The organism is Serratia sp. GW822-FHT06D09, assembly GCF_058799515.1.
The window spans coordinates 366,941-390,249 of sequence record NZ_JBXALO010000005.1 but is presented as its reverse complement, the minus strand read 5'-3'; the positions used below and the strand labels follow the sequence as shown (position 1 = coordinate 390,249).

24 protein-coding genes are annotated in these 23,309 nt (G+C 56.4%); 18 read left to right on the top strand and 6 right to left on the bottom strand.

The features are described 5' to 3' along the window. Positions 1–58 precede the first annotated feature (58 nt). Genes AC1RKG_RS15065 through AC1RKG_RS15055 form a run of 3 tightly spaced genes read left to right on the top strand, consistent with a single transcriptional unit; the run spans position 59 to position 1,898 of the window. A complete protein-coding gene (locus AC1RKG_RS15065) occupies positions 59–673 on the top strand; it encodes a methylthioribulose 1-phosphate dehydratase (protein ID WP_020825358.1) in 615 nt (204 codons plus the stop codon). Further along, positions 670–1,359 carry an acireductone synthase gene (mtnC, locus tag AC1RKG_RS15060; protein ID WP_187962318.1) on the top strand — a complete coding sequence of 230 codons (690 nt, stop codon included), beginning with the start codon at positions 670–672 and terminating at the stop codon, positions 1,357–1,359. Before AC1RKG_RS15065 ends, mtnC begins: the two co-directional genes overlap by 4 nt. Next, complete coding sequence (locus AC1RKG_RS15055) at positions 1,356–1,898, top strand: 1,2-dihydroxy-3-keto-5-methylthiopentene dioxygenase (RefSeq protein WP_493183365.1); 543 nt, start codon at positions 1,356–1,358, stop codon at positions 1,896–1,898. The genes mtnC and AC1RKG_RS15055 overlap by 4 nt, the downstream gene beginning before the upstream one ends. A 13-nt stretch (positions 1,899–1,911) precedes the next feature. On the opposite strand, the gene mtnA is transcribed toward AC1RKG_RS15055, so the two are convergent. Further along, positions 1,912–2,940 (bottom strand): S-methyl-5-thioribose-1-phosphate isomerase, encoded by a 1,029-nt coding sequence (gene mtnA, locus AC1RKG_RS15050; protein ID WP_020825361.1) that lies wholly within the window; start codon positions 2,938–2,940, stop codon positions 1,912–1,914. Between the two features lie 144 nt (positions 2,941–3,084). Here mtnA and mtnK point away from each other — a divergent pair, with 144 nt between their 5' ends. Beyond that, positions 3,085–4,284, top strand: coding sequence for an S-methyl-5-thioribose kinase (gene mtnK / locus AC1RKG_RS15045; RefSeq protein ID WP_020825362.1), 1,200 nt, complete (start codon positions 3,085–3,087; stop codon positions 4,282–4,284). An 85-nt stretch (positions 4,285–4,369) separates the two neighbouring features. Here mtnK and AC1RKG_RS15040 read toward each other — a convergent pair whose 3' ends face one another. Both AC1RKG_RS15040 and fadE read right to left on the bottom strand, forming a co-directional pair. After that, complete coding sequence (locus AC1RKG_RS15040; protein ID WP_048759719.1) at positions 4,370–4,522, bottom strand: Hok/Gef family protein; 153 nt, start codon at positions 4,520–4,522, stop codon at positions 4,370–4,372. A 294-nt stretch (positions 4,523–4,816) separates the two neighbouring features. After that, on the bottom strand, positions 4,817–7,273 hold the full coding sequence (fadE, locus tag AC1RKG_RS15035; RefSeq protein ID WP_187962322.1) for an acyl-CoA dehydrogenase FadE: 2,457 nt from the start codon (positions 7,271–7,273) through the stop codon (positions 4,817–4,819). Positions 7,274–7,518: 245 nt separating this feature from the next. Between fadE and lpcA the strand changes: the two genes are divergently transcribed. After that, positions 7,519–8,100: a D-sedoheptulose 7-phosphate isomerase gene (gene lpcA, locus AC1RKG_RS15030; RefSeq protein ID WP_004949058.1), complete on the top strand. Its 582-nt coding sequence runs from the start codon at positions 7,519–7,521 to the stop codon at positions 8,098–8,100. A 97-nt stretch (positions 8,101–8,197) separates the two neighbouring features. Beyond that, entirely contained in the window at positions 8,198–9,004 is an 807-nt protein-coding gene (locus tag AC1RKG_RS15025) for a class II glutamine amidotransferase (RefSeq protein WP_020825364.1), read from the top strand. Here AC1RKG_RS15025 and dpaA read toward each other — a convergent pair. Further along, positions 8,936–9,706, bottom strand: a complete 771-nt coding sequence (dpaA, locus tag AC1RKG_RS15020; protein ID WP_493183362.1) for a peptidoglycan meso-diaminopimelic acid protein amidase — start codon at positions 9,704–9,706, stop codon at positions 8,936–8,938. The two genes, AC1RKG_RS15025 and dpaA, sit on opposite strands and share 69 nt — an antisense overlap. A 255-nt stretch (positions 9,707–9,961) precedes the next feature. On the opposite strand from dpaA, the gene AC1RKG_RS15015 reads away from it, so the two are divergent. Genes AC1RKG_RS15015 through nqrM form a run of 9 tightly spaced genes read left to right on the top strand, consistent with a single transcriptional unit; the run spans position 9,962 to position 17,393 of the window. Further along, positions 9,962–10,249, top strand: a complete 288-nt coding sequence (locus AC1RKG_RS15015) for a hypothetical protein (protein WP_128864373.1) — start codon at positions 9,962–9,964, stop codon at positions 10,247–10,249. A 34-nt stretch (positions 10,250–10,283) separates the two neighbouring features. Then, positions 10,284–11,633 (top strand): Na(+)-translocating NADH-quinone reductase subunit A, encoded by a 1,350-nt coding sequence (locus AC1RKG_RS15010; protein WP_493183360.1) that lies wholly within the window; start codon positions 10,284–10,286, stop codon positions 11,631–11,633. A 3-nt stretch (positions 11,634–11,636) separates the two neighbouring features. Then, positions 11,637–12,878, top strand: a complete 1,242-nt coding sequence (locus AC1RKG_RS15005; protein WP_020825367.1) for an NADH:ubiquinone reductase (Na(+)-transporting) subunit B — start codon at positions 11,637–11,639, stop codon at positions 12,876–12,878. Then, positions 12,868–13,662: a Na(+)-translocating NADH-quinone reductase subunit C gene (locus AC1RKG_RS15000; RefSeq protein WP_020825368.1), complete on the top strand. Its 795-nt coding sequence runs from the start codon at positions 12,868–12,870 to the stop codon at positions 13,660–13,662. Before AC1RKG_RS15005 ends, AC1RKG_RS15000 begins: the two co-directional genes overlap by 11 nt. After that, positions 13,655–14,284, top strand: a complete 630-nt coding sequence (locus AC1RKG_RS14995; protein WP_020825369.1) for an NADH:ubiquinone reductase (Na(+)-transporting) subunit D — start codon at positions 13,655–13,657, stop codon at positions 14,282–14,284. Before AC1RKG_RS15000 ends, AC1RKG_RS14995 begins: the two co-directional genes overlap by 8 nt. 6 nt (positions 14,285–14,290) lie before the next feature. After that, complete coding sequence (gene nqrE / locus AC1RKG_RS14990; protein ID WP_012005400.1) at positions 14,291–14,887, top strand: NADH:ubiquinone reductase (Na(+)-transporting) subunit E; 597 nt, start codon at positions 14,291–14,293, stop codon at positions 14,885–14,887. Between the two features lie 15 nt (positions 14,888–14,902). Further along, a complete protein-coding gene (gene nqrF, locus AC1RKG_RS14985; RefSeq protein ID WP_044548498.1) occupies positions 14,903–16,126 on the top strand; it encodes an NADH:ubiquinone reductase (Na(+)-transporting) subunit F in 1,224 nt (407 codons plus the stop codon). Continuing rightward, positions 16,127–17,158 carry an FAD:protein FMN transferase gene (locus AC1RKG_RS14980; protein ID WP_493183358.1) on the top strand — a complete coding sequence of 344 codons (1,032 nt, stop codon included), beginning with the start codon at positions 16,127–16,129 and terminating at the stop codon, positions 17,156–17,158. A 7-nt stretch (positions 17,159–17,165) separates the two neighbouring features. Next, a complete protein-coding gene (gene nqrM, locus AC1RKG_RS14975; protein ID WP_020825372.1) occupies positions 17,166–17,393 on the top strand; it encodes a (Na+)-NQR maturation NqrM in 228 nt (75 codons plus the stop codon). 37 nt (positions 17,394–17,430) lie between these two features. On the opposite strand, the gene AC1RKG_RS14970 is transcribed toward nqrM, so the two are convergent. Next, positions 17,431–18,315 (bottom strand): glycerophosphodiester phosphodiesterase family protein, encoded by an 885-nt coding sequence (locus AC1RKG_RS14970; protein WP_493183356.1) that lies wholly within the window; start codon positions 18,313–18,315, stop codon positions 17,431–17,433. A gap of 205 nt (positions 18,316–18,520) precedes the next feature. On the opposite strand from AC1RKG_RS14970, the gene dinB reads away from it, so the two are divergent. Continuing rightward, on the top strand, positions 18,521–19,582 hold the full coding sequence (dinB, locus tag AC1RKG_RS14965; RefSeq protein WP_046374422.1) for a DNA polymerase IV: 1,062 nt from the start codon (positions 18,521–18,523) through the stop codon (positions 19,580–19,582). A 78-nt stretch (positions 19,583–19,660) separates the two neighbouring features. Here dinB and pepD read toward each other — a convergent pair whose 3' ends face one another. Continuing rightward, complete coding sequence (gene pepD, locus AC1RKG_RS14960) at positions 19,661–21,121, bottom strand: beta-Ala-His dipeptidase (RefSeq protein ID WP_493183354.1); 1,461 nt, start codon at positions 21,119–21,121, stop codon at positions 19,661–19,663. 324 nt (positions 21,122–21,445) lie between these two features. Here pepD and gpt point away from each other — a divergent pair, with 324 nt between their 5' ends. Continuing rightward, complete coding sequence (gene gpt / locus AC1RKG_RS14955) at positions 21,446–21,904, top strand: xanthine phosphoribosyltransferase (RefSeq protein WP_044548512.1); 459 nt, start codon at positions 21,446–21,448, stop codon at positions 21,902–21,904. 144 nt (positions 21,905–22,048) lie between these two features. Further along, positions 22,049–23,296: an esterase FrsA gene (gene frsA, locus AC1RKG_RS14950; protein WP_116691219.1), complete on the top strand. Its 1,248-nt coding sequence runs from the start codon at positions 22,049–22,051 to the stop codon at positions 23,294–23,296. Positions 23,297–23,309: the final 13 nt, after the last annotated feature.

The window sequence follows — 23,309 nt, the reverse complement described above, 5'->3', positions numbered from 1 at the left end:
TTAATCAAATCATTCTAAGCTTCACCTGCTGGACGACCTTACTGACCGGGAAACGATAATGACCGAAAATCCGCAACTTACAGCGCTGTTGTCTGCCTGTCACTGGATTGGCGAAAAGGGCTGGTGCCCGGCGACCGGCGGCAACATGTCGCTGCGTCTTGATGACCGACACTGTCTGGTGAGCGAATCCGGCAAGGATAAAGGCAGCCTGAGCGAATCGGATTTCCTGCTGGTGGAAACCGCCACCAACCATGTGCCGAGTGGCCGCACACCCTCGGCGGAAACCGGCCTGCATACCTTGATTTACCGGCTGTACCCGCAGATTGGCGCGGTGTTGCATACGCATTCGGTGAATGCGACAGTGTTGTCACGCGTTGAATCCAGTGAGCGTTTGGTGTTGCAGGGCTATGAGATGCAAAAATCTCTCGCCGGGCAGAGCTCTCATCTGGATACCGTAGCGATCCCCATTTTCGACAACGATCAGGACATTCCGCGCTTGGCCGCGCGCGTCGCGGCCTATGCCGAAGTGACGCCATTGCAGTACGGTTTTCTGGTGCGGGGTCACGGCCTGTATTGCTGGGGCCGCCAGGTTGCGGAGGCTCGTCGTCACCTTGAAGGGCTGGAATTCCTGTTCCAGTGCGAACTGCAACGCCGTTTACTGGAGGCAAAATGATCCGCGCCATCGTCACTGACATTGAAGGTACCACCAGCGATATCCGCTTTGTTCATCAGGTGCTGTTTCCCTATGCGCGTGAACGTTTGGCACCGTTTATCCGTCAGCACCAGGCAGAGGCTGAGGTGGCTGCGCCGCTGGCTGCCCTGCGTCATGAGATTGATCAACCGCAGGCGGATATTGAGCAGCTTATTGCCGCGCTCTACCGTTTTATGGACGAAGATCGCAAATCCACCGCGCTGAAGGCACTGCAAGGCATCATCTGGCGCAGTGGCTACCACAACGGTGATTTCCGCGGGCATTTATACCCTGAAGTGGCCGGGCAGCTGAGCGCCTGGCAGCAGCAGGGGCTGAAGCTATACGTTTACTCTTCCGGCTCGGTGGAAGCGCAGAAACTGCTGTTCGGCAACAGTGATGCCGGCGATCTGCAGCCATTGTTCAGCGGGTATTTCGATACCCACGTCGGGGCCAAGCGTGAAACCGCTTCGTACCGCAATATTGCCAATGAAATCGGTATCGCCACCGACGAGCTGCTGTTCCTTTCCGATATTCATCAAGAGCTGGATGCCGCGCGAGCCGCCGGTTGGCACACCTGTCAGCTGATCCGCGACGACGCCGATGCGCAGAGCCAGCACCCGCAGGTTAACCGTTTTGATCACATCGATTTAGGGGAGTTTGCCTCATGAGTGGATTGACGATTTTCAGCGATAAAGAGCCGCAGCAGCCGCTGTGGCAGAGCCGCGACGCCGAAGCTATTCAGCAGAAACTGGCACAAATCGGCGTGCGTTTTGAACGCTGGCAGGCCGATCGTGAACTGGGTGACAACCCGGAACCGGCGGCGGTGATTGCCGCTTACCAGCATGAAATTGATCGTCTGGTGGCGGAAAAAGGCTACCAGAGTTGGGATGTGATCAGCATGCGTCCGGACAACGCCCAGCGCGAAGTGCTGCGCGAGAAGTTTCTTTCCGAACACACCCATGGTGAAGATGAAGTGCGGTTTTTTGTCGAAGGCGCGGGGCTGTTCTGTCTGCATCTGAACGGCAAGATCTACCAGATCCTGTGCGAGAAGAACGATCTGATTTCCGTGCCGGCAGACACTCGCCATTGGTTTGACATGGGATCGGCGCCGAATTTCACGGCGATCCGCGTGTTCGATAACCCGGAAGGCTGGGTGGCACATTTCACCGGCGATAAAATCGCCGATGCTTATCCGCGTCTCAACTGATACTGCGCGGGCGTTAGCCTAACGCCCGCTGGAAGATCCCATCATTGACCTGCTGTGGCGTAATCACGCCGCTGTCAAACACCCAACCGCTGATAAGCTTCGCCGGCGTGACGTCAAATGCCGGGTTGTAAACCTGCGCATCGGTTGGCGCCCATTGGCATGAGCCAAAACTGCCCGACACACCGGTCACCTCAGCTGCGGCGCGCTGCTCGATAGGGATGGCGGCGCCGTTCGGACAGTGGGGGTCGTGCGTTGTATGCGGGGCGGCAACGTAGAAGGGGATGTTGTGGTAATGCGCCAGGACTGCCAGGCTGTAGGTGCCTATTTTATTGGCAACGTCACCGTTGGCGGCGATGCGATCGGCACCCACCCATACGGCGTCGACCTGGCCCTGCGCCATCAGGCTGGCAGCCATGGAGTCGCAAATCAACCGATAAGGAATACCCAGTTCGCCCAGCTCCCAGGCGGTCAAGCGGCCACCCTGCAGTAGCGGCCGGGTTTCATCCACCCACACCTGCTGCACTTTGCCCTGCTGATGGGCGCGTAGTAGCACGCCAATGGCAGTACCGACGCCAGCGGTCGCCAAGCCACCGGTATTGCAATGGGTCAGCAGGCGACTGCCGGGTTTGACCAGTTCGGCCCCGTGGTCGGCAATGCGATCGCACAATTTGCGGTCTTCTTCCACTAGCCGCAAGGCTTCTTCCACCATCGCCGCCACCCAGTGCGGTTGCGCCAGCGCCAGCTTCATGCGGTCCAGATTGTTCATCAGATTGACCGCCGTCGGCCTTGAAGCACGCAGAGTGATGAGTGCCTGCTCAAGCTGTTCACGCGGCAGCCCACGTTCTGCCAACAGGGCCAACAGCAGGCTGGCGGACAGGCCGATCAGCGGTGCGCCCCGCACCCGCAAGGTATGAATATGATCAACCAGTTCCTCTACGCTGTCGCAGGTTCGCCACTGTTTTTCCTGCGGCAAAGCCTGCTGATCGAGGATCCAAAGTCGGTTGTCACGCAGGGTCAAACTGGTGGTGTTAAGCGCTTGCATCGGCGGTTAATTCCTTGTTGCGTAGTTATTGCATCTGGAAAGCTATTCTGCCAACATGACTTCCAGATGTATAGACGTCCAAATGCTTTTACGTCTAAAAAATAATAATCGTTGTGTCAGAGAGACAGGAAAGAGGGGTTGGGAATGTCGCATTATCGTACGTTTACTGCTGCCGATGCCGTTGAGTATGCTCGCCAATACGGGCAGTTAGCCGATCCGCAGGCGCTGGTGAGCGCTGACGAGATTGGTGACGGCAATCTGAACCTGGTGTTCAAGATCCGCGATCGCGATGGCGTGAGCAGGGTGATCGTTAAACAGGCGCTGCCGTATGTACGCTGCGTGGGCGAATCCTGGCCACTGACCCTGGATCGGGCACGGATCGAAGCGGAAACTCTGTTGATCCACGGCGGTTTTTGCCCAAGACATACGGTAAAAGTGTTGCATCATGATCCCGAGCTGGCGGTGATGGTGCAGGAAGATCTTTCCGACCACCATATCTGGCGCAGTGAATTGCTCAAGGGCCACTATTACCCGCTGGCGGCCGGGCAATTGGCGGAATATTTGGCGCAGACCCTGTTCCATACCTCCGACTTTTATCAGACGGCACAGGCAAAAAAGGCCGAAGTTAGTCGCTTCACCAACCCTGAACTGTGCCAGATCACCGAAGATCTTTTCTTTACCGATCCCTATATCGATCATGAGCGTAATCAGTTTGACCCGGTGCTGCTGCCCCAGGTGCTAGAGCTGCGTAGCGATTCCGCGTTGAAACTGGCGGTGGCTGGACTGAAACATCGCTTTCTGAGCAAGGCGGAAGCGTTGCTGCACGGCGATATCCACAGCGGCTCAATTTTTGTTGCGGAAGGCAAGTTGAAGGCGATAGACGCCGAGTTTGGTTTCTATGGGCCGATCGGGTTTGACGTCGGCAGCGCCTTGGGCAATCTGTTGTTGAACTACTGCGGTCTGCCGGGGTTGTTAGGGCCGCGGGACGCCGCCGCCGGGCGAGAACAACGCCTGCAGGATGTGCGTGAACTCTGGCTGATTTTTGCCGATCGCTTCCTGGCGCTGTGCCACCAATACACTCGTGAGCCGGCGCTGGCGGTGCCAGGTTACGCCGAGCAGTTCCTGCAGCAGGTGTGGACGGATGCGGTAGGTTATTGTGGCAGCGAACTGATTCGCCGCACTATCGGTCTGGCACACGTGGCCGATCTGGACAGTATTAGCGATGCCGAGATGCGTGCAGAATGCCAGCGCCACGCATTGAGCCTTGGCCGAGCGCTGATCGTTAATGCGTCGCAGATCGAACATATCGATGCACTGCTGGCGCGCATTCGCCAAAACGGCTAGCAGCCTGACGGATGCGGCGAGGAAGGGTGCTCATGGATCTGTCGTAACAACCAACAGGCGGGGCGAGCCCCGCCGTTGGGTTGCCTTACCGTTCGGGTTCGTAAGCCAAAATGGCTGCAACCTCCGTGTCCCCCAGTTTGATGCGCAATTCACACAGTGAACCGCGAGTGATCCACATCAGCGCGACAAGCGTTATGCAGATAATCATCAGCCTAAGAACGACCCGTTCCTGCTGCATTTTTGACCTTCTTATCCTTGCCTTCCGGCGGGTAAGAGGCTAACCTGACGTTGCTTGGACGTTCAGAGTGGCCTCGGGTTGATGTATCGACTCGGGGCCTTTCTCTTTCTATTTCTATCCTCGACTAAACTCAAGCTCCGGACAGAAAGATCCAGAGCACCCACCGGCAGTCTATCCGATAATCCCCAGGGTTAAATTAGCCGTTCTGGTAACGTTGCGAACGGCTGCGCATTTCTCAGTGGAAATAAAAAAGGGGCGATGATTATCGCCCCTGAGTGCACGTGTTTATTGCCGTTACGCGGCTTCGGTATGCTTCTGGCGCTTATCCTGCTTTAGCGGCTTTTCCGGCTTGCTGGCCGCCAGCGCATCCGGCTCGAAATCATCCACGTTGATGGAACGCAGACGGCTCTCTTCGGCTTTCACCAGGATCTTCGCTTCATCGGCGCTGATTTTGCCTTCTTCCAGCGCCCGTTGTGCCAAACGATCCAGTCGGGTGAATGGCAGGTTTTTACCACTCTCCTTACACAGACGCAGGTGAATCGGCTCTGCGGCAATCACGTCCGCCAATGCGGCTTCCAACAGGCCTACCGGGTTATGCTCGCTCGGCGTCAGATACTGACCGCGCCCCAGACGGCTGCGGGTGGCAGACGGCTGTTGGAGGATCTTGGCCAATTGGTGATCCAGACGGTCAGAAGGTGCAGTATGCACGCGGCCGAACGGGAAGATCACGAAGCGCATCGCACCGGCGATAAAGCGGTTCGGGAAGTTGCGCAGCAGATCGTCCAACGCTTGTTCCGCCTGGTGCAGACTGTCCTGCACGCCCCAGTGGACCAGCGGTAAATCTTCTTTCTGACGGCCTTCATCTTCAAAACGTTTCAGCGTAGCGGAAGCCAGGTACATTTGGCTGAGAATATCCCCGAGACGGGCCGAGATACGCTCGCGGCGCTTCAGGCTGCCGCCCAGCACCCCCATAGAAACGTCCGACAGCAGCGCCAGGTTAGCGCTCAGGCGGTTCAACTGCTGATAATAGCGACGAGTCGCGTCTTTGGTCGGTGTGCCACTGGTGCGGCCGTTGGTCAGGCCCAGCCAGAAGCTGCGCACCTTGTTGCTGCCTACGTGGCCCAGATGGCCGAACAGCGATTTATCGAAGGCGCTCAGGTCGTTATTTTGCGCTGCCGCCATTTCATCCAGTACATAAGGATGGCAACGGATAGCGCCCTGGCCGAAGATCATCATGGTACGGGTCAGGATATTCGCGCCTTCCACCGTGATGGCGATAGGCGCGCCCTGATAGGCACGGGCCAGGAAGTTGGATTTGCCCAGCATGATGCCTTTACCGCCGGCAATATCCATTGCATCGATGATTGCCTGCTGGCCTCTGTGGGTACAGTGGTATTTCACGATGGCCGACAGCACCGCCGGTTTCTCGCCCAGCATCAGGCCGCTGGTGATAAGCGTAGCCGCGGCATCCATCACATAGGTGTTACCGGCGATACGCGCCAGTGGCTCTTCGATGCCTTCCATTTTGCCGATCGAGATTTTGAACTGACGGCGGATATGGGCGTAAGCGCCAATGCCCAACGCCATGGATTTCACGCTACCGGTGGAGTTGGAAGGCAAGGTGATGCCACGGCCTACCGACAGACATTCAACCAGCATGCGCCAGCCCTGACCGGCCATTTTTGGCCCGCCAATGATGTAATCGATAGGTACGAACACGTCGTTACCGCGGGTAGGGCCGTTTTGGAACGGCACGTTCAGCGGGAAGTGACGGTTACCGATTTCAACGCCCGGAGTGCTGGTTGGGATCAGCGCACAGGTGATGCCCGGTGATTCGTTATTGCCCAGCAGGTGGTTCGGGTCATAAAGTTTGAACGCCAGGCCCAGCACGGTCGCCACCGGTGCCAGCGTGATGTAGCGCTTGTTCCAGGTCAGGCGCATGCCCAACACCTGCTCGCCTTGCCACTCACCCATGCAGACGGTACCGACATCCGGAATAGCGCCGGCATCGGAACCCGCTTCCGGGCTGGTCAGGGCGAAACAAGGGATCTCGTCGCCGCGCGCCAGGCCCGGCAAGTAATGATTTTTCTGCTCGTCAGTCCCGTAATGCTGCAGCAGTTCGCCCGGACCGAGGGAGTTCGGCACACCAACGGTGATCGCCAGGATGCCGGAAACGCCAGCCAGTTTTTGCAGCACGCGTGCCTGAGCATAAGGAGAGAATTCCAGGCCGCCGTACTCTTTCTTGATGATCATTGCGAAGAAGCGGTGTTCTTTCAGGTACGCCCACAGTTCCGGCGGCAAATCGGCCAGTTCGTGGGTGATCTGGAAGTCGTTGGCCATGCGGCAAGCTTCTTCCACCGGGCCGTCAATAAACGCCTGCTCTTCGGCGGTCAGTTGCGGTTTCGGGTAATTATGCAGCTTGTTCCAGTCCGGCGTCCCGCGGAACAGATCGCCTTCCCACCAGGTGGTACCGGCTTCGATCGCTTCCTTTTCGGTGGTGGACATAGGCGGCATTACCTTGCGGAACGCACGCAGCGCCGGTGCAGACAGCATCGAACGGCGCAGTGACGTGATGTTCAGCGGCAGCAGGATAATCGCCAGCGGCAGCAGCATCCAGAAGGTCCAAAGACCAATGGCGCCCATGGCGGCGGTGTATGCCAGCAGGATAAGGCTACTGAGGGTGAGGTTCACTCGGTGATAGAACACCACACCAATGAGTGCCAGTAAAACAACAATACTAAGAACCATCATAAGAAGCTCCAAAGTGGCAAGAGGTCTGACCTGTTGTGTGTATGTAATAGGTTTTAGTACAAGCCCATATTTTTATCAATGCATTTACAGTTTAATTACAACTTAAGTCACAATCTGACCGCACCAATCATCAAAAACCTCAGCGGCACCTCAACGAAGGCGCTGTTTGACTCAGAGTGCTTCTCGGTTTTTCCCCGATCCGGTACACTGCGGAGCGGAAGATTGACGATAACAAGAGGTTCCTCATGTACCACGACCTTATTCGCAGTGAACTGAACGAAGCGGCCGATACCCTGGCGAAATTTATCAATGACGATGCCAATATCGACGCCATTCAACGCGCGGCAGTGCTGCTGGCCGATTCCTTCAAAGCCGGTGGGAAAGTCATTTCCTGCGGTAACGGTGGCTCCCACTGTGACGCCATGCACTTTGCCGAAGAGCTGACCGGCCGCTACCGTGAAAACCGCCCAGGCTATCCGGCGATTGCCATTTCCGACGTTAGCCACCTGTCTTGCGTCAGCAACGACTTCGGCTACGAGTATGTGTTTTCGCGCTATGTGGAAGCGGTAGGCCGCGAAGGTGACGTACTGTTGGGCATTTCCACCTCAGGCAACTCCGGCAACATCATTAAAGCTATCGAAGCGGCACGTGCCAAAGGGATGAAAGTGATCACCCTGACCGGCAAAGACGGTGGCAAAATGGCCGGTTCCGCAGACGTGGAAATCCGCGTACCGCACTTCGGTTACGCCGATCGCATCCAGGAAATTCATATCAAAGCGATCCACATCTTGATTCAGCTGATCGAAAAAGAGATGGTTAAGGCTTAACGGCTTTAGGGGGCGCACTGCCCCCGCTAATATTGTATTGGGGTGCGCCTGTCGCGCTCCAATAGACGGCGTCAGGGTGGTTAAGGAGTGGCAAGCGATGTGTGAACTGCTCGGGATGAGCGCAAACGTACCGACCGATATTTGCTTTAGCTTTACCGGGCTGGTTCAGCGCGGTGGCCGTACCGGGCCACATAAAGATGGTTGGGGCATTACCTTCTATGAAGGGAACGGTTGCCGCACGTTTAAAGATCCCCAGCCGAGTTTCGACTCGCCGATCGCCCGTCTGGTGCAAGAATATCCGATTAAGTCCTGTGCGGTGGTTTCGCATATCCGCCAGGCTAATCGCGGTGAAGTGGCGCTGGAGAATACCCACCCTTTTACCCGTGAGCTGTGGGGCCGTAACTGGACCTACGCGCACAATGGCCAATTGAAAGGCTATCGCCAGTTGGAAACCGGCAACTTCCGCCCGGTCGGCCAGACTGACAGCGAATATGCTTTCTGCTGGTTGCTGCACCAGCTTTCCCTGAAATACCCTCGTACCCCGAGCCGTTGGCCGCCGGTATTCCGCTATATCGCGCTGTTGGCGGATCAACTGCGTCAGAAAGGGGTATTCAACATGCTGCTGTCGGACGGGCGCTTTGTGATGGCGTACTGTTCCACCAATTTGTATTGGATCACGCGTCGTGCGCCATTCGGGAAAGCGACGTTACTCGATCAGGACGTGGAGATTGATTTCCAGCAGCAGACCACACCTAACGATGTGGTCACGGTGATTGCCACCCAACCGCTGACGGCGAATGAAACCTGGCACAAGATCGCACCAGGCGAATTCGCGTTATTTCACTTCGGTGAGCGGCTTGGTCTGAGCGAAGGGATTGGTGCTGACAGCGGGAGCCGTGGTTGACGCATACTGCGTCATCTGGCTGCTGCTCATCAACGGTTGGCCCAGCACGTACTGACCGTTGGATACCCCCACCATTGGCGGTTGATGGTTTTTGGCGAAGTAGTCATAACCCGGCTTCAACTGGCGCCAAAAAGCGATGTAGTTAGACGAACTGTGTCGCTTCAGGTTTTGATCGGTCATGCGGAACGGGTAGATACTGATATCAATCCGGCTCTGACCATAAGCGAACGCGGCTTCGACATAACGATAAATCTCATCCATATAGGTGTTGGTCATCGCGTAACACCCAATTGATTTGCATTCACCGTGGATCATCAGATAAGCGCCGGAATACCCCTGTGATTTATCGTAATCATTAGGGAAGCCGATATTTATTGCCCGATAATACTTACTGTCGGGTTTCAGATGGCGCGAGTCGACGCTATAAAAGCCTTCCGGACTTTTAAAGTCACCTTCACGACGTTTCGGGCCGAGGCCGCCGGAGAAATTGCAGATAGGGAAAGAGTTCACCAGGCGGAATTCATTGCCCATTTTGGCATACAACTCCAGCGTGCGTTCTTCTTTGAATATCTGAATATAAACCGGTGAACCCACTAATTGCTGCTTAACCACCGGCGCCTCGGGAACCTGCTCGCTGGCGCTGCAGGCCGTGATCATCGGCATAGAAAAAAGCATCGCAAACAACAACGCGATTTTGCTCATTATTATTCCTGCTTATATTTATCTGCTGGCTCAATGTAGACATGGCCAACATGCCACTGATTATTGTTTTACGGTCTTAAAACACCGTCAGATTACCAGCGTGTTCTTTTTTAGCAATATGCGATGTGTATAAAAAAACTACAAACTTCGATAAAAGTGAATCGACAGGCAGATTTTAACGATTGGTGGAGTAAAACAGCGAAAATTTAATTGCGTTTGCTTGACTCAGGTCACTGCCCAGCGCAGAAAAATGTTGTGAAAAATGTTAATATCCCGGCTCGAATTAATCTGCTGTTACGTCCGCAGAATGAGGTGTTGAGCTTACTTCTCGGGGGGATTGAATCACCCCTGCGGCAACAAAGTATTAACAGCGTTTTTAGCGCGCAAAAATGGATCCAGGAGTTATCAACGGAATGTTCGCGACCCCATTTTGTCAGTGCGAAAGATTTCATGTTGAGCGTGATGCCGTTGCGCTTAACCCAGAGGCTGCTGATGCAGTCTCATCATCCAGGCATCGTCAGCACCAGCCTCTGGGGCCGGTAAGACGTGTGAAACTAACCAACATCGTATAAATCTTATGATTAAAATCAGAAAAGGGTTAGATCTGCCCATTGCCGGAACACCGGTTCAGGCAATTCATGACGGCCCAATCATTCAGCATGTCGCCCTGCTTGGGGAAGAATACGTCGGAATGCGCCCGTCCATGCTGGTGCAGGAAGGCGATAGCGTTAAGAAAGGTCAGGCGCTGTTCGAAGATAAAAAGACCCCCGGCGTATTCTTCACTGCGCCAGCCAGCGGCCGCATCGTAGCCATCAACCGTGGTGAACGGCGCGTTTTGCAGTCGGTGGTGATCGCCATCGAAAATGGCGGTGACGAACAGCTGGAGTTTGCCCATTACCCGATGGCGGAACTGGCCATGTTGCCGCGCGAGCAGGTCGAAAGCGAACTGATCGCCAGCGGCTTGTGGACGGCGTTGCGCACCCGCCCTTTCAGCAAAACCCCTGTACCGGGAACGACGCCGCGTGCCATTTTCGTTACCGCCATGGACAGCCAGCCGCTGGCTGCCGATCCGTTGGTGATCATTACCGAACAACTGGCGGCATTTAACGCCGGGTTATCGGTATTGGCACGCTTGACCGACGGTAAAGTCCACGTCTGTCACGCATCAGGTGCGAACCTGGGCAAGCAGCCGGATGCACAGGTGACCTATAACGAGTTTGCCGGCCCGCATCCTGCCGGGTTGGTGGGGACCCATATCCACTTCCTCGAACCGGTCAGTTTGAAAAAAACCGTCTGGCATATCGGTTATCAGGACGTGATCGCTATAGGGACGCTGTTCACTACCGGCAAGCTCGATACCGATCGGGTGGTGGCGCTGGCCGGCCCGCAGGTGGAACAGCCGCAGCTGCTGCGTACCCGCCTGGGGGCCAGCCTCGATGAACTGACCGCCGATCGTCTTAAAGCCGGTGAAAACCGGGTGATTTCCGGCTCGGTGCTGAGCGGCACCCACGTCGCCGGCCCTAACGCCTATCTTGGCCGTTTCCACTCGCAGGTTTCCGTGCTGGAAGAAGGGCGTGATAAACAGCTGTTCGGCTGGATCGCGCCGTCGCCGGATAAATTCTCTATCACCCGCACCACGCTGGGCCATTTCCTGAAAAACAAGCTGTTCGCCTTCTCGACCACCACCCACGGTGGCGAACGCGCCATGGTACCGATCGGCAACTATGAGCGGGTGATGCCGCTGGACATTCTGCCGACGCTGCTGCTGCGTGACCTGCTGGCGGGTGACAGCGACAGTGCACAGGCGCTGGGCTGTCTGGAGCTGGATGAAGAAGATCTGGCGCTTTGCACCTTCGTCTGCCCCGGCAAGTATGAATACGCTCCGGTGCTGCGCGACGTGCTGACCAAGATTGAGCAGGAAGGATAACCGATGGGCCTGAAGAACTTTTTTGACAAAATCGAGCATCACTTCACTCCGGGCGGCAAGCTGGAAAAGTGGTACCCGCTGTTTGAAGCCACGACGACGGTGTTTTACACCCCGGGTTTGGTGACACGCGGCGCTTCGCACGTGCGCGACGCCATCGATCTGAAACGCATGATGATCCTGGTATGGCTGGCCGTTTTCCCGGCGATGTTCTGGGGTATGTACAACGTTGGCCAACAGGCCATTCCGGCGCTGCATCACCTCTACAGCGGCGATCAGCTGCAACAGGTATTGGCGGGCGACTGGCACTACCGGCTGGCGCAATGGTTGGGGGCTTCTTTGGCGGCGGACGCCGGCTGGGTCAGCAAAATGGTGCTGGGTGCCTGCTACTTCCTGCCGATATACGCCGTGGTGTTTCTGGTCGGCGGATTTTGGGAAGTATTGTTCGCTATCATTCGCAAGCACGAGATTAACGAAGGTTTCTTTGTTACCTCGATTCTGTTTGCGCTGATTGTGCCGCCCACGCTGCCGCTGTGGCAGGCCGCGCTGGGGATTACCTTCGGCGTGGTGGTGGCGAAAGAGATTTTCGGCGGCACCGGGCGCAACTTCCTTAACCCGGCATTGGCGGGGCGCGCTTTCCTGTTCTTCGCTTATCCGGCGCAGATTTCCGGTGACCTGGTGTGGACCTCCGCCGACGGTTTCTCCGGCGCAACGCCGCTGGCGCAATGGAGCGCGGGTGGGGCGCACAGTCTGAGCAACGTCGCTACCGGCCAGTCAATCAGCTGGATGGACGCGTTTCTCGGCAACATTCCCGGCTCCGTCGGCGAAGTTTCCACGCTGATGATCCTGCTTGGCGGGGCGATAATCCTGTTCGGTCGTGTGGCATCCTGGCGCATCGTCGCCGGCGTGATGCTGGGCATGATGGCTACCGCCTTCCTGTTTAATTCCATCGGTTCTACTACTAACCCGCTGTTCGCCATGCCGTGGTACTGGCACCTGGTGTTAGGTGGTTTCGCCTTCGGCATGATCTTTATGGCCACCGATCCGGTTTCCGCCTCGTTCACCAATAAGGGGAAATGGTGGTACGGCATCCTGATTGGCGTGATGTGCGTGCTGATCCGGGTGGTCAATCCGGCCTATCCGGAAGGCATGATGCTGGCGATCCTGTTCGCCAACCTGTTCGCGCCGCTGTTCGATTATCTGGTGGTGCAGGCCAACATCAAGCGGAGAAAAGCCCGTGGCGAATGAATCTAAAAACGACAGCATCGGTAAAACGCTGCTGGTGGTACTGCTGTTGTGCCTGGTGTGTTCTGTGGTGGTGGCGGGTTCCGCCGTCGGTCTGAAGTCCAAACAGCAGGAACAAAAGCTGCTCGACAAGCAGCGCAATATCCTCGATGTGGCTGGCCTGCTGCAACCGAAAATGGAGGGTGAGCAGGTCAAAACGCTGTTCACCCAACGCATCGAACCCCGGTTGCTGGATTTAAACAGCGGTGAGTTTGTTACCGGCAAGGCAGCGGCGTTCGATCTGGCTGCGGCATTGCGTGATGACAGCAAAAGTGCGGCGTTGCCGGCGGCTGACGATCCGGCGGGCATCAAACGCCGCAGTAACCAGGCGGAAATCTATCTGGTGCGTGACGACAGCGGCGCGGTGAACAAAATTGTGCTGCCGGTTTACGGCACGGGCCTGTGGTCAATGATGTACGCCTTTGTTGCGCTGGATAATGACGGTAACACGGTGAAAGGCATTACTTACTACCAGCAAGGGGAAACCCCGGGTCTGGGTGGTGAGGTTGAGAATGCCAGCTGGCGCCAGCAGTGGGTCGGTAAAAAGCTGTTTGACGATAACGGGCAACCGGCGATCCGCGTAGTGAAAGGCGGGGCGCGTCAGGGAGATGAACACGGGGTGGACGGCTTGTCCGGCGCCACGCTGACCTCCAACGGCGTGCAGCATACTTTTGACTTCTGGTTGGGCGAGCACGGCTTTGGCCCGTTCCTGAAAAAAGTTCGTGAAGGAGCGCTGAAAAATGGCTGATTCCAAAGAGATTAAACGGGTCCTTTTAGGGCCTCTGTTCGACAACAACCCGATTGCCCTGCAGGTGTTGGGCGTCTGCTCCGCGCTGGCGGTGACCACCAAGCTGGAAACGGCGGTGGTGATGACCATCGCGGTGACGCTGGTTACGGCGTTTTCCAGCTTCTTTATTTCGTTGATCCGTCACCATATTCCGAACAGCGTGCGCATTATCGTGCAGATGGCGATTATCGCCTCGCTGGTGATCGTGGTCGATCAGCTGCTGCGCGCCTATGCGTTCGAGATTTCCAAACAGCTGTCGGTGTTCGTTGGCCTGATCATCACCAACTGTATCGTGATGGGGCGCGCCGAAGCCTATGCCATGAAATCGCCGCCCATCGAGAGTTTCATGGACGGTATCGGCAATGGGCTGGGGTACGGGGTGATCCTGGTGCTGGTTGGCTTCCTGCGTGAGCTGTTCGGTTCCGGCAAGCTGTTCGGCATCCCGGTGCTGGAAACGGTACAGAACGGCGGTTGGTATCAGCCAAACGGTTTGTTCCTGTTGGCACCGAGCGCGTTCTTTATCATCGGCCTGCTGATCTGGGCGCTCCGCACCCTGAAACCAGCGCAGATCGAAAAGGAGTAATGGCCGATGGAACATTATATCAGCCTGTTTGTACGCGCAGTGTTCGTAGAGAACATGGCGTTGGCGTTCTTCCTGGGGATGTGTACCTTCCTGGCGGTATCGAAGAAGGTCTCGACCGCCTTTGGTTTGGGGATTGCGGTTACCCTGGTGCTCGGCATCTCCGTGCCGGTGAACAACCTGGTCTACAACCTGATCCTGCGTGATGGCGCGCTGGTGGAAGGCGTTGATCTGAGCTTCCTCAACTTCATCACCTTTATCGGCGTGATTGCTGCGCTGGTGCAGATTCTGGAGATGATCCTCGATCGCTTCTTCCCGTCGCTGTACAACGCACTCGGCATTTTCCTGCCGCTGATCACCGTGAACTGCGCCATCTTCGGCGGTGTGTCCTTCATGGTGCAACGTGACTACAACTTCGCCGAGTCGGTGGTGTACGGCTTCGGTTCCGGCACGGGCTGGATGTTGGCGATAGTCGCGATGGCGGGGATCCGCGAAAAACTCAAGTATGCCAATGTCCCCGCAGGGTTGCGCGGCCTGGGCATTACCTTTATCACCACCGGGCTGATGGCGTTGGGCTTTATGTCCTTCTCCGGTGTTCAGTTGTAAAGGCGGGAAGAATTTATGGAAATTATTTTAGGCGTCGCGATGTTTACCGCCATCGTTATGGTGCTGGTATTGCTGATCTTGTTCGCCAAATCGAAGCTGGTGAACACCGGCGATATTGCGGTGGAAGTGAATGGCGATTTGGACAAAAGCTTTACCGCTCCGGCGGGCGACAAGCTGCTGAATATGCTCTCCAGCCAGGGGATCTTCGTTTCGTCCGCCTGTGGCGGCGGCGGTTCCTGCGGGCAATGCCGGGTGGTGATCAAAGAGGGCGGCGGCGATATCCTGCCGACTGAACTGTCGCACATCAACAAGCGTGAAGCGAAAGAGGGTTGCCGCCTGGCCTGTCAGGTGAACGTGAAGCAAAACCTGAAAATCGAGCTGCCGGAAGAAATCTTTGGCGTGAAGAAGTGGGAGTGCGAAGTTATCTCCAACGATAACAAAGCCACCTTTATCAAAGAGCTGAAGCTCAAAATTCCTGACGGTGAAGACGTGCCGTTCCGTGCCGGTGGTTTTATTCAGATCGAGGCGCCGGCGCACGACATCAGCTATGCCGATTTCGATGTGCCGGAGGAGTACCGCGGCGACTGGGACAAATTCAACCTGTTCCGCTATCGCTCAGTGGTGAATGACACCACGGTGCGCGCTTATTCCATGGCGAACTATCCGGATGAAAAGGGCATTATCATGCTCAACGTGCGTATCGCTACGCCACCGCCGCGCGATCCTGACGTGCCGCCGGGCATTATGTCTTCCTATATCTGGTCGCTGAAGGCCGGTGACAAGGTGACCATCTCCGGGCCATTCGGCGAGTTCTTTGCCAAGGATACCGACGCCGAAATGATCTTTATCGGCGGTGGTGCCGGCATGGCACCGATGCGTTCACACATCTTTGACCAGCTCAATCGCCTGAAGTCCAAGCGCAAAATCACCTTCTGGTACGGCGCGCGTTCGCTGCGTGAGATGTTCTACGAGGACGATTTCAATCGGTTGCAGGAAGAGAATGAAAACTTTACCTGGCACGTGGCGCTTTCCGATCCGCAGCCAGAGGATAACTGGACGGGTTACACCGGCTTTATCCATAATGTTCTGTTGGAAAACTATCTGCGCAACCACCCGGCGCCGGAAGACTGCGAATTCTACATGTGCGGTCCGCCAATGATGAACGCGGCGGTGATCAAGATGCTGAAAGATCTGGGCGTCGAAGACGAAAATATCATGCTGGATGACTTTGGTGGCTAAATGCGCGTAGGGGCAATGAAGGGCTGGATGACGACGGTGGTACTGAGCTCCACCCTGTTATTGACCGGTTGCGGGCCGGAGCAGGTGAATCTCGAGGGTAAAACCATGGGGACCTCCTATTCGATCCGCTACGTCACCGGCGACGACACGCCGTCCGCCGCCAAGATACAGGCGGAGATCGACAAGCGGTTGGAGTTGGTGAACGACCAAATGTCCACCTATCGTCCTGGCTCGGAACTGAGCCGCTTCAACGCCAGTCGCGCAGTGGATAAACCCTTCCCGGTGTCGGCCGCGACGGCAGAAGTGGTGCTGGAGGCGCTGCGTATCAACCGCGTTACCGACGGCGCGCTGGACGTGACCGTCGGGCCGTTGGTTAACCTGTGGGGCTTCGGGCCGGAAGGGCGGCCGGACAAGGTGCCGAGCGCCGCCGCACTGGAGCAGCGCCGCGCCTGGACTGGCATCGACAAGCTGTCGGTACAGGGTAACGCGTTGGTCAAACGCATTCCGGAGCTGTATGTCGATCTTTCCTCGATCGCCAAGGGCTACGGGGTGGATGTGATTGCCCAGTACCTGCAGTCGCAGCAGGTGAAAAATTACATGGTCGATATTGGCGGTGAGGTGCGCACTCGCGGCCACAACGGTGAGAATAAACCGTGGCGTATCGCCATTGAGCGGCCGACCGCCGGCATGGAGCAGAAAGCGCAATTGGTGATCCAACCCGGTGAGATGTCGATAGCTACCTCGGGGGATTACCGTAACTATTTCGAACAGGATGGCGTGCGGTATTCGCATACTATAGATCCGATCACCGGCCGGCCGATCCATCACCACCTGGTGTCGGTCACGGTGTTGAGCCCAACCTGCATGGCGGCAGACGGTTTGTCGACCGGATTAAACGTACTGGGGCCGGAACGCGGCATGGCATTGGCGAACCTGATGGGGATCCCGGTGTTCATGATTGTGAAAACTGCCACCGGTTTTGAAGAGCGCTACTCTGAGGCGTTTAAACCCTATTTGAACAAGCACTCGTGAGGTCGCTATGTTGACGGTATTTGTCGCCACCTTCGTGTTGTTTCTGCTGATTGTCGGCGGTATGTCCCTGGGCTACGTGTTTAAACGTAAAAGCCTGCAGGGCAGCTGCGGCGGCATTACGGCGCTGGGGATGGATAAGGTCTGCGACTGTCCGGAACCTTGCGATGCGCGTAAAAAACGCCTGGAGAAAGAGGCGTTGCGCCAGCAGCAGCTGGAAAAGCACCGGATTATCTGACTACAAGGGGCGCATGCAGCGCCCCTTTTTTTATCGGTTATTTGGCCTGGCGAAAGTTTTTCGCATCGGCCGGTGAGTTGACCATCACCCCGTCTACCCCAAGCGCCAGCGCCTGCTGGTAGTCTGCCGGGGTGTTAATACCAAACAGAATGATGTGTGCTGGGCCTTGCGAACGGAAGCAGTCGATCGATTCTTTATCCCAGGTCAGAAACGCCTTGGAGCGCCCCTCGCCCAGGGTAAATTTCTCCACCACTTCCACTTCCCGTTTCAGTTCCAACCCGTACCAGCGTGGCTTCTGGTTATCCGGCTTCAGTTCGCACAGGTGTGACAGGCTGATATTCGCCAGCAGGTCGCGGGTTTCATCGCGGGTTTCGAAACGCTTGATAGTCGGCGGTAGCGCCTGCAAATATTTGGCATCGGTGGAGTAAACGCGGGTGCGGTTCAGGCTGTCGGTTTTTTCCAGGGTTGCCAGCAAGGTTTTACCGAACTGGGCCGGATTGGCATCCGGTGACTTGATGTCCAGATAGAAATTGACCTTGGGGAAGTCGTTGAGTATTTCATCCAGTCGAGGAATGCCAATGCCTTTCCCCCGGAACGGGTGCATTTCCCCTTTGGCGAATGACCAGCCGGCGTCAACTTTCGCCAGTTGTTCGGCGGTGTAAGCGGAGACCAGGCCCTGTTGGTTGGTCAGCGCTTTCAAGTCTGAGGGACGGTATAGCACGATAACGCCGTCTTTGGATTCCTGCAGCGTGATCCAAATGGCGTCCGCGCCGTTTTTCAGTGCGGTTTCAATTGCGACGCGAGTGTTTTCAGGTGCGTCGGCAGTGCCACCGCGGTGCGCAATAATGGCAGGGGCTGCGCTCGCGGCAAGGGATATCAGGGATAATGCTGAAGCGAATAAATAGACCGATAATGCTTTCATGTAGGGCACCTTCCTGTGCAAGGTTTATTGTTATCAATAACTGAGGCGATTAATTTGCCACAGCGTACTATTCAAAAATTACGCTTTTTTAACAAGTCGAAGATAATTGGGTGAAACCCTGTTTTATCCGAGCTGATCCGAGTTTTGCCGAGGCTTGAGCTTTCCATTATTGGCTGTATACTTATACAGTGTTATTGGAGGGGCGATGCGTAAAATCATTCATGTCGATATGGACTGCTTCTTCGCGGCGGTAGAAATGCGCGACGATCCCAGCCTGCGCGATATTCCGTTGGCGATTGGCGGCAGCGCCGACCGGCGTGGGGTGATCAGCACCGCCAACTATCCTGCACGTCGCTATGGCGTACACAGTGCCATGTCGACGGCGATGGCGCTCAAGCTTTGCCCGCACCTTAAGCTGCTGCCCGGCCGCATGGCGGCGTACAAGGAAGCCTCGCTGCATATCCGTGAAATTTTTGCCCGCTACACCCCGTTGATCGAACCGCTGTCTCTGGATGAAGCCTATCTGGACGTCACTGACTGCAGCCAGTGCAACGGCTCGGCGACGCTGATCGCCGAACAAATCCGCCAGGCGATAGCCGATGAACTGAACCTCACCGCGTCTGCCGGTGTCGCGCCCATCAAATTCCTCGCCAAAATCGCCTCGGAGCTGAATAAGCCGAATGGCCAATACGTCATTACCCCGGCGCAGGTACCCGCATTTTTACAGCAACTGCCGTTGAGTAAAATCCCGGGCGTGGGAAAAGTGACCGCCAAACGGTTGGAAGAAGTGGGGTTGATCACCTGCGCCGACGTGCAGCAGTACGATCTGGCGGCGTTGTTAAAGCGCTTTGGCAAATTTGGCCGCGTACTTTGGGAACGCTGTCAGGGCATCGATCTGCGTGAGGTTTCGCCTGAGCGGCTGCGCAAGTCGGTGGGGGTAGAACGCACGCTGGCGGAGGACATTCATGCCTGGGAAGAGTGCGAAGCGCTGATCGTCGACAAACTGTATCCGGAACTGGAAATGCGCTTGCGCAAGGTAAAACCGGATCTGCATATCGCCCGCCAAGGCGTAAAGCTGAAGTTTCAGGATTTCCAGCAAACAACGCAGGAACACGTTTGGCCAGTACTGAATAAAGACGATTTGATCAATGTAGCGCGTCAGGCATGGAGCGAAAGACGTGAAGGGCGTGGGGTGCGGCTGGTAGGTTTGCACGTGACGCTGCTGGATCCGCAGCTAGAGCGCCAGCTGTTGCTGCCGTGGGAATAACAAGGGCGCAATGCAATATTGCGCCCTTGCTTGCACAGCACGGTATTTTTTAGGGTTCAGTACACCGAACCCGGCAAATTACGCGCGCTCTGGGATAGCCTTCAGCAGTGCCGTCAGCAGTTTCCAGTACAGGCCCACGCTTTCGATATGCACCTGCTCATCCGGTGAGTGTGGCCCGGTGATGGTCGGCCCAATCGACACCATATCCATATTCGGGTACGGCTTTTTAAACAGGCCGCATTCCAGCCCCGCGTGGATCACCATGATGTTTGGCGTCTTGTTGAACAGATCCTGATAGATCTCGCGTACCAAATGCATGACCGGTGAGTCAGCGTCCGGTTGCCAGCCAGGGTAGCCGCCTTTCGGGGCCACTTTGGCGTTGGCCAACTGGCCCAGCGCGGTCAGCATGCCGACCACGTAATCTTTACCGCTGTCGATCAACGAACGGATCAGGCAGATGATTTCTGCTTCGCTGTCGCTGGTGGTCACTACGCCCACGTTCAGTGAGGTTTCCACCACGCCTTTCACCGCGTCGCTCATGCGGATCACACCGTTTGGCGTGCCGTTGAGCAGTGCCAGGAAACGCTGTTGGCTGTCTGCGGTCATCGCCTGAGACGTGCTGGTGGTTGGCTCCAGCAGAACGGTGATGTTCTTTTCTTTAGCGGACAGCTCATTTTGCAGGGTGGCCAGGAACGCCTGGCTCAGTGCTTTGAGCTCATCGGCCTTAGCTGCCGGTACGGCAACCACGGCAGAAGCTTCACGCGGGATGGCGTTGCGCAGGGTGCCGCCGTTCAGGTCCAGCACGCGCAGATTCAACGCCGCGGCATTATCAAACAGGAAGCGCGCCAGCAGTTTGTTGGCGTTGCCCAGGCCGACGTGAATATCCGCGCCGGAGTGGCCGCCTTTCAGGCCTTTGATCGTCAGCTTCAGGGTCTGGTAACCGGCCGGTACGACTTCACGCTGCAGCGGCAGGGTGGTGATGAAATCAATACCGCCGGCGCAACCCATGTAGATCTCGCCTTCTTCTTCGGAATCGGTGTTGATCAGGATATCGGCCTGCAGCCAGTTAGCCTGCAGCCCGAATGCACCGTCCATGCCGGCTTCTTCGGTCATGGTCAGCAGCACTTCCAGCGGACCGTGCTCGACGCTGTCGTCTGCCAGCACAGCCAGCGCGGAGGCCATGCCGATGCCGTTGTCGGCGCCCAGCGTGGTGCCGCGCGCTTTGATCCACTCACCGTCGATATACGGCTGAATCGGATCCTTGGTGAAGTCGTGCACGGTGTCGTTATTCTTCTGCGGCACCATGTCCAGGTGCGCCTGCAGGGCAACCGGCTTGCGGTTTTCCATGCCTTTGGTGGCTGGCTTGCGCAGCAGGATATTGCCTACCTGGTCACGCTCGGCGTGCAGGTTTTTCTCTTTGGCCCATTCGAGGATGTGCTGCGCCAGCGCTTCTTCATGATAAGAAGGGTGTGGAATAGAGCAGATTTTGGCAAAAATATCCCACAGCGGCTGTGGCGAAAGTTGAGACAATTCAGACACAATAAGTCTCCTGTAACGGCATTCACGGCATAGCGGGAATACCGCTCGGTTAGGGTTAGGGGCATCTGTGCGGTTTTGGCACGATCTCCAGAGAATATCACTTTCTACCGGGCGGTGCCCGTCCCGAATTGTGCTGTTTAAGCGCTTGATCACACTAGTTTGCTGCGCTGCAGTTCATTTTTTCAGCATCAATCACCAGAGGAAATACTTATGATTTCCACGGTACAACTGGTATTCGGCGCGCCCAGTCTCTATAATCTCGCGCAACCTTTTTTCCCCTGATTACTGAATAAGCCACACCCTGGCTGGCTGGGACACCATTCTATGAGCGAAAAATACGTTGTTACCTGGGACATGCTGCAAATGCAAGCGCGCAAACTGGCTCACCGCCTGCTGCCCGTAGACCAATGGACAGGCATTATTGCCGTAAGCCGCGGCGGCCTGGTGCCGGCAGCCTTACTGGCGCGTGAACTGGGTATTCGCCATGTGGATACCGTATGCATTTCCAGCTATGACCATGACAACCAACGCGAAATGAAAGTGCTCAAGCGCGCTGAAGGCGACGGTGAAGGCTTTATCGTCATCGACGATCTGGTGGATACCGGTGGTACTGCAAAAGCCATCCGCGAGATGTACCCGAAAGCGCATTTCGTCACCATCTTCGCCAAGCCGGCAGGTCGCCCGCTGGTTGACGATTATGTGGTTGATATCCCACAGGATACCTGGATCGAACAGCCATGGGACATGGCGGTGACCTTCGTACCACCGATCGGCGGTCGTTAAGTTCGACAGGCTGTTCCATTAAAACGCCCGGTTTCGCCGGGCGTTTTCGTTATTTTGGTTTATCGCCCCAGAGTTAGGTACACTACCTCCAGTTGATTAGGCTGTTTGCGGCCTATAGCCAGATTTACGGAGGCTGTTGTTACCATGGCACAAGCCAACCTTTCTGAAATTCTGTTCAAACCCTCATTTAAACATCCTGAGACCTCGACGCTGGTGATGCGCGCGCGCAACAAAGTCAGCGCCGATCTGCATTCCACGCTGGAAGGCAACACCGTCAGCAACTGGTATCGCATGCTTAACCCGCTGTTGTGGGCCTGGCGCGGCGTTGATCCGATCGAAATCAACGAAGTGCTGGCGCGCATCGCAGTCGCCGATGTGGAGCACACCAACGACAAATGGCTGGATACCGTGGTCGGTTACCGTAACGGCAACTGGATTTACGAATGGGTTCACCAGGGCATGCGCTGGCAACAGAGCGCGTTGGAACAGCAGGATCCTTTGATCGGCGGTCAGCACTGGCTCAACGCCGCCAATTTTTACAGCATCGCCGGCTACCCGCACCTGAAAGGGGACGAACTGGCCGAGCAGGCCGAAGCACTCTCCTGTCGGGCTTACGAAGAAGCCGCGCTGTTGCTGCCTTATCAGTTGAAAGAGCTGGAGTTCCGCATTGAGGGCGGCAGCAGCATCAATGGCTTCCTGCACCTGCCGGACAAGGGTGAGGCCCCGTTCCCGACGGTGTTGATGTGCGGCAGCCTGGACACGCTGCAAACTGACTATCACCGCCTGTTCCGCGATTATCTGGCACCGCACGGCATCGCCATGCTGACCATCGATATGCCCTCCATCGGCTCCTCATACAAGTGGAAGCTGACGCAAGATTCCAGCTTCCTGCATCAGCAGGTGCTGATCCAGCTGGCCTCGGTGCCGTGGGTCGATCATCAGCGCGTCACCGCGTTTGGCTTCCGTTTTGGTGCCAACGTGGCGGTACGTCTGGCCTATCTGGAGCCACAGCGGCTGCGTGGCGTGGCTTGTCTGGGGCCGGTGGTGCATCGCCTGCTGTGCGACAGCAAAACGCAACAGCATGTGCCGGACATGTACATGGATGTGCTGGCCAGCCGGATGGGGATGGCCAACGCGTCGGATAACGTGCTGAAGGTGGAACTGAACAGCTATTCGCTGAAAACCCAAGGGCTGTTGGGCCGCCGTTGCCCGACACCAATGCTGGCCGGTTACTGGGATCAGGATCCGCTCAGCCCGAAAGAAGAAGCGCAGCTGATCGCATCATCCTCGCTGGACGGCAAACTGATCGCCATACCGCGCGCCCCTGTCTACAGCAGTTTCCACAAGGCGTTGCTGCAAATGACCCACTGGATGAAAGATAAAATGCGTTAATTAGTTGCTAAAT

Coding starts and splice junctions, on each gene's coding strand:
- AC1RKG_RS15065 (WP_020825358.1), top strand. CDS start 59: ATGACCGAAAATCCGCAACTTACAGCGCTGTTGTCTGCCTGTCACTGG.
- mtnC (WP_187962318.1), top strand. CDS start 670: ATGATCCGCGCCATCGTCACTGACATTGAAGGTACCACCAGCGATATC.
- AC1RKG_RS15055 (WP_493183365.1), top strand. CDS start 1,356: ATGAGTGGATTGACGATTTTCAGCGATAAAGAGCCGCAGCAGCCGCTG.
- mtnA (WP_020825361.1), bottom strand. CDS start 2,940: ATGCAAGCGCTTAACACCACCAGTTTGACCCTGCGTGACAACCGACTT.
- mtnK (WP_020825362.1), top strand. CDS start 3,085: ATGTCGCATTATCGTACGTTTACTGCTGCCGATGCCGTTGAGTATGCT.
- AC1RKG_RS15040 (WP_048759719.1), bottom strand. CDS start 4,522: ATGCAGCAGGAACGGGTCGTTCTTAGGCTGATGATTATCTGCATAACG.
- fadE (WP_187962322.1), bottom strand. CDS start 7,273: ATGATGGTTCTTAGTATTGTTGTTTTACTGGCACTCATTGGTGTGGTG.
- lpcA (WP_004949058.1), top strand. CDS start 7,519: ATGTACCACGACCTTATTCGCAGTGAACTGAACGAAGCGGCCGATACC.
- AC1RKG_RS15025 (WP_020825364.1), top strand. CDS start 8,198: ATGTGTGAACTGCTCGGGATGAGCGCAAACGTACCGACCGATATTTGC.
- dpaA (WP_493183362.1), bottom strand. CDS start 9,706: ATGAGCAAAATCGCGTTGTTGTTTGCGATGCTTTTTTCTATGCCGATG.
- AC1RKG_RS15010 (WP_493183360.1), top strand. CDS start 10,284: ATGATTAAAATCAGAAAAGGGTTAGATCTGCCCATTGCCGGAACACCG.
- AC1RKG_RS15005 (WP_020825367.1), top strand. CDS start 11,637: ATGGGCCTGAAGAACTTTTTTGACAAAATCGAGCATCACTTCACTCCG.
- AC1RKG_RS14995 (WP_020825369.1), top strand. CDS start 13,655: ATGGCTGATTCCAAAGAGATTAAACGGGTCCTTTTAGGGCCTCTGTTC.
- nqrE (WP_012005400.1), top strand. CDS start 14,291: ATGGAACATTATATCAGCCTGTTTGTACGCGCAGTGTTCGTAGAGAAC.
- nqrF (WP_044548498.1), top strand. CDS start 14,903: ATGGAAATTATTTTAGGCGTCGCGATGTTTACCGCCATCGTTATGGTG.
- AC1RKG_RS14980 (WP_493183358.1), top strand. CDS start 16,127: ATGCGCGTAGGGGCAATGAAGGGCTGGATGACGACGGTGGTACTGAGC.
- nqrM (WP_020825372.1), top strand. CDS start 17,166: ATGTTGACGGTATTTGTCGCCACCTTCGTGTTGTTTCTGCTGATTGTC.
- AC1RKG_RS14970 (WP_493183356.1), bottom strand. CDS start 18,315: ATGAAAGCATTATCGGTCTATTTATTCGCTTCAGCATTATCCCTGATA.
- dinB (WP_046374422.1), top strand. CDS start 18,521: ATGCGTAAAATCATTCATGTCGATATGGACTGCTTCTTCGCGGCGGTA.
- gpt (WP_044548512.1), top strand. CDS start 21,446: ATGAGCGAAAAATACGTTGTTACCTGGGACATGCTGCAAATGCAAGCG.
- frsA (WP_116691219.1), top strand. CDS start 22,049: ATGGCACAAGCCAACCTTTCTGAAATTCTGTTCAAACCCTCATTTAAA.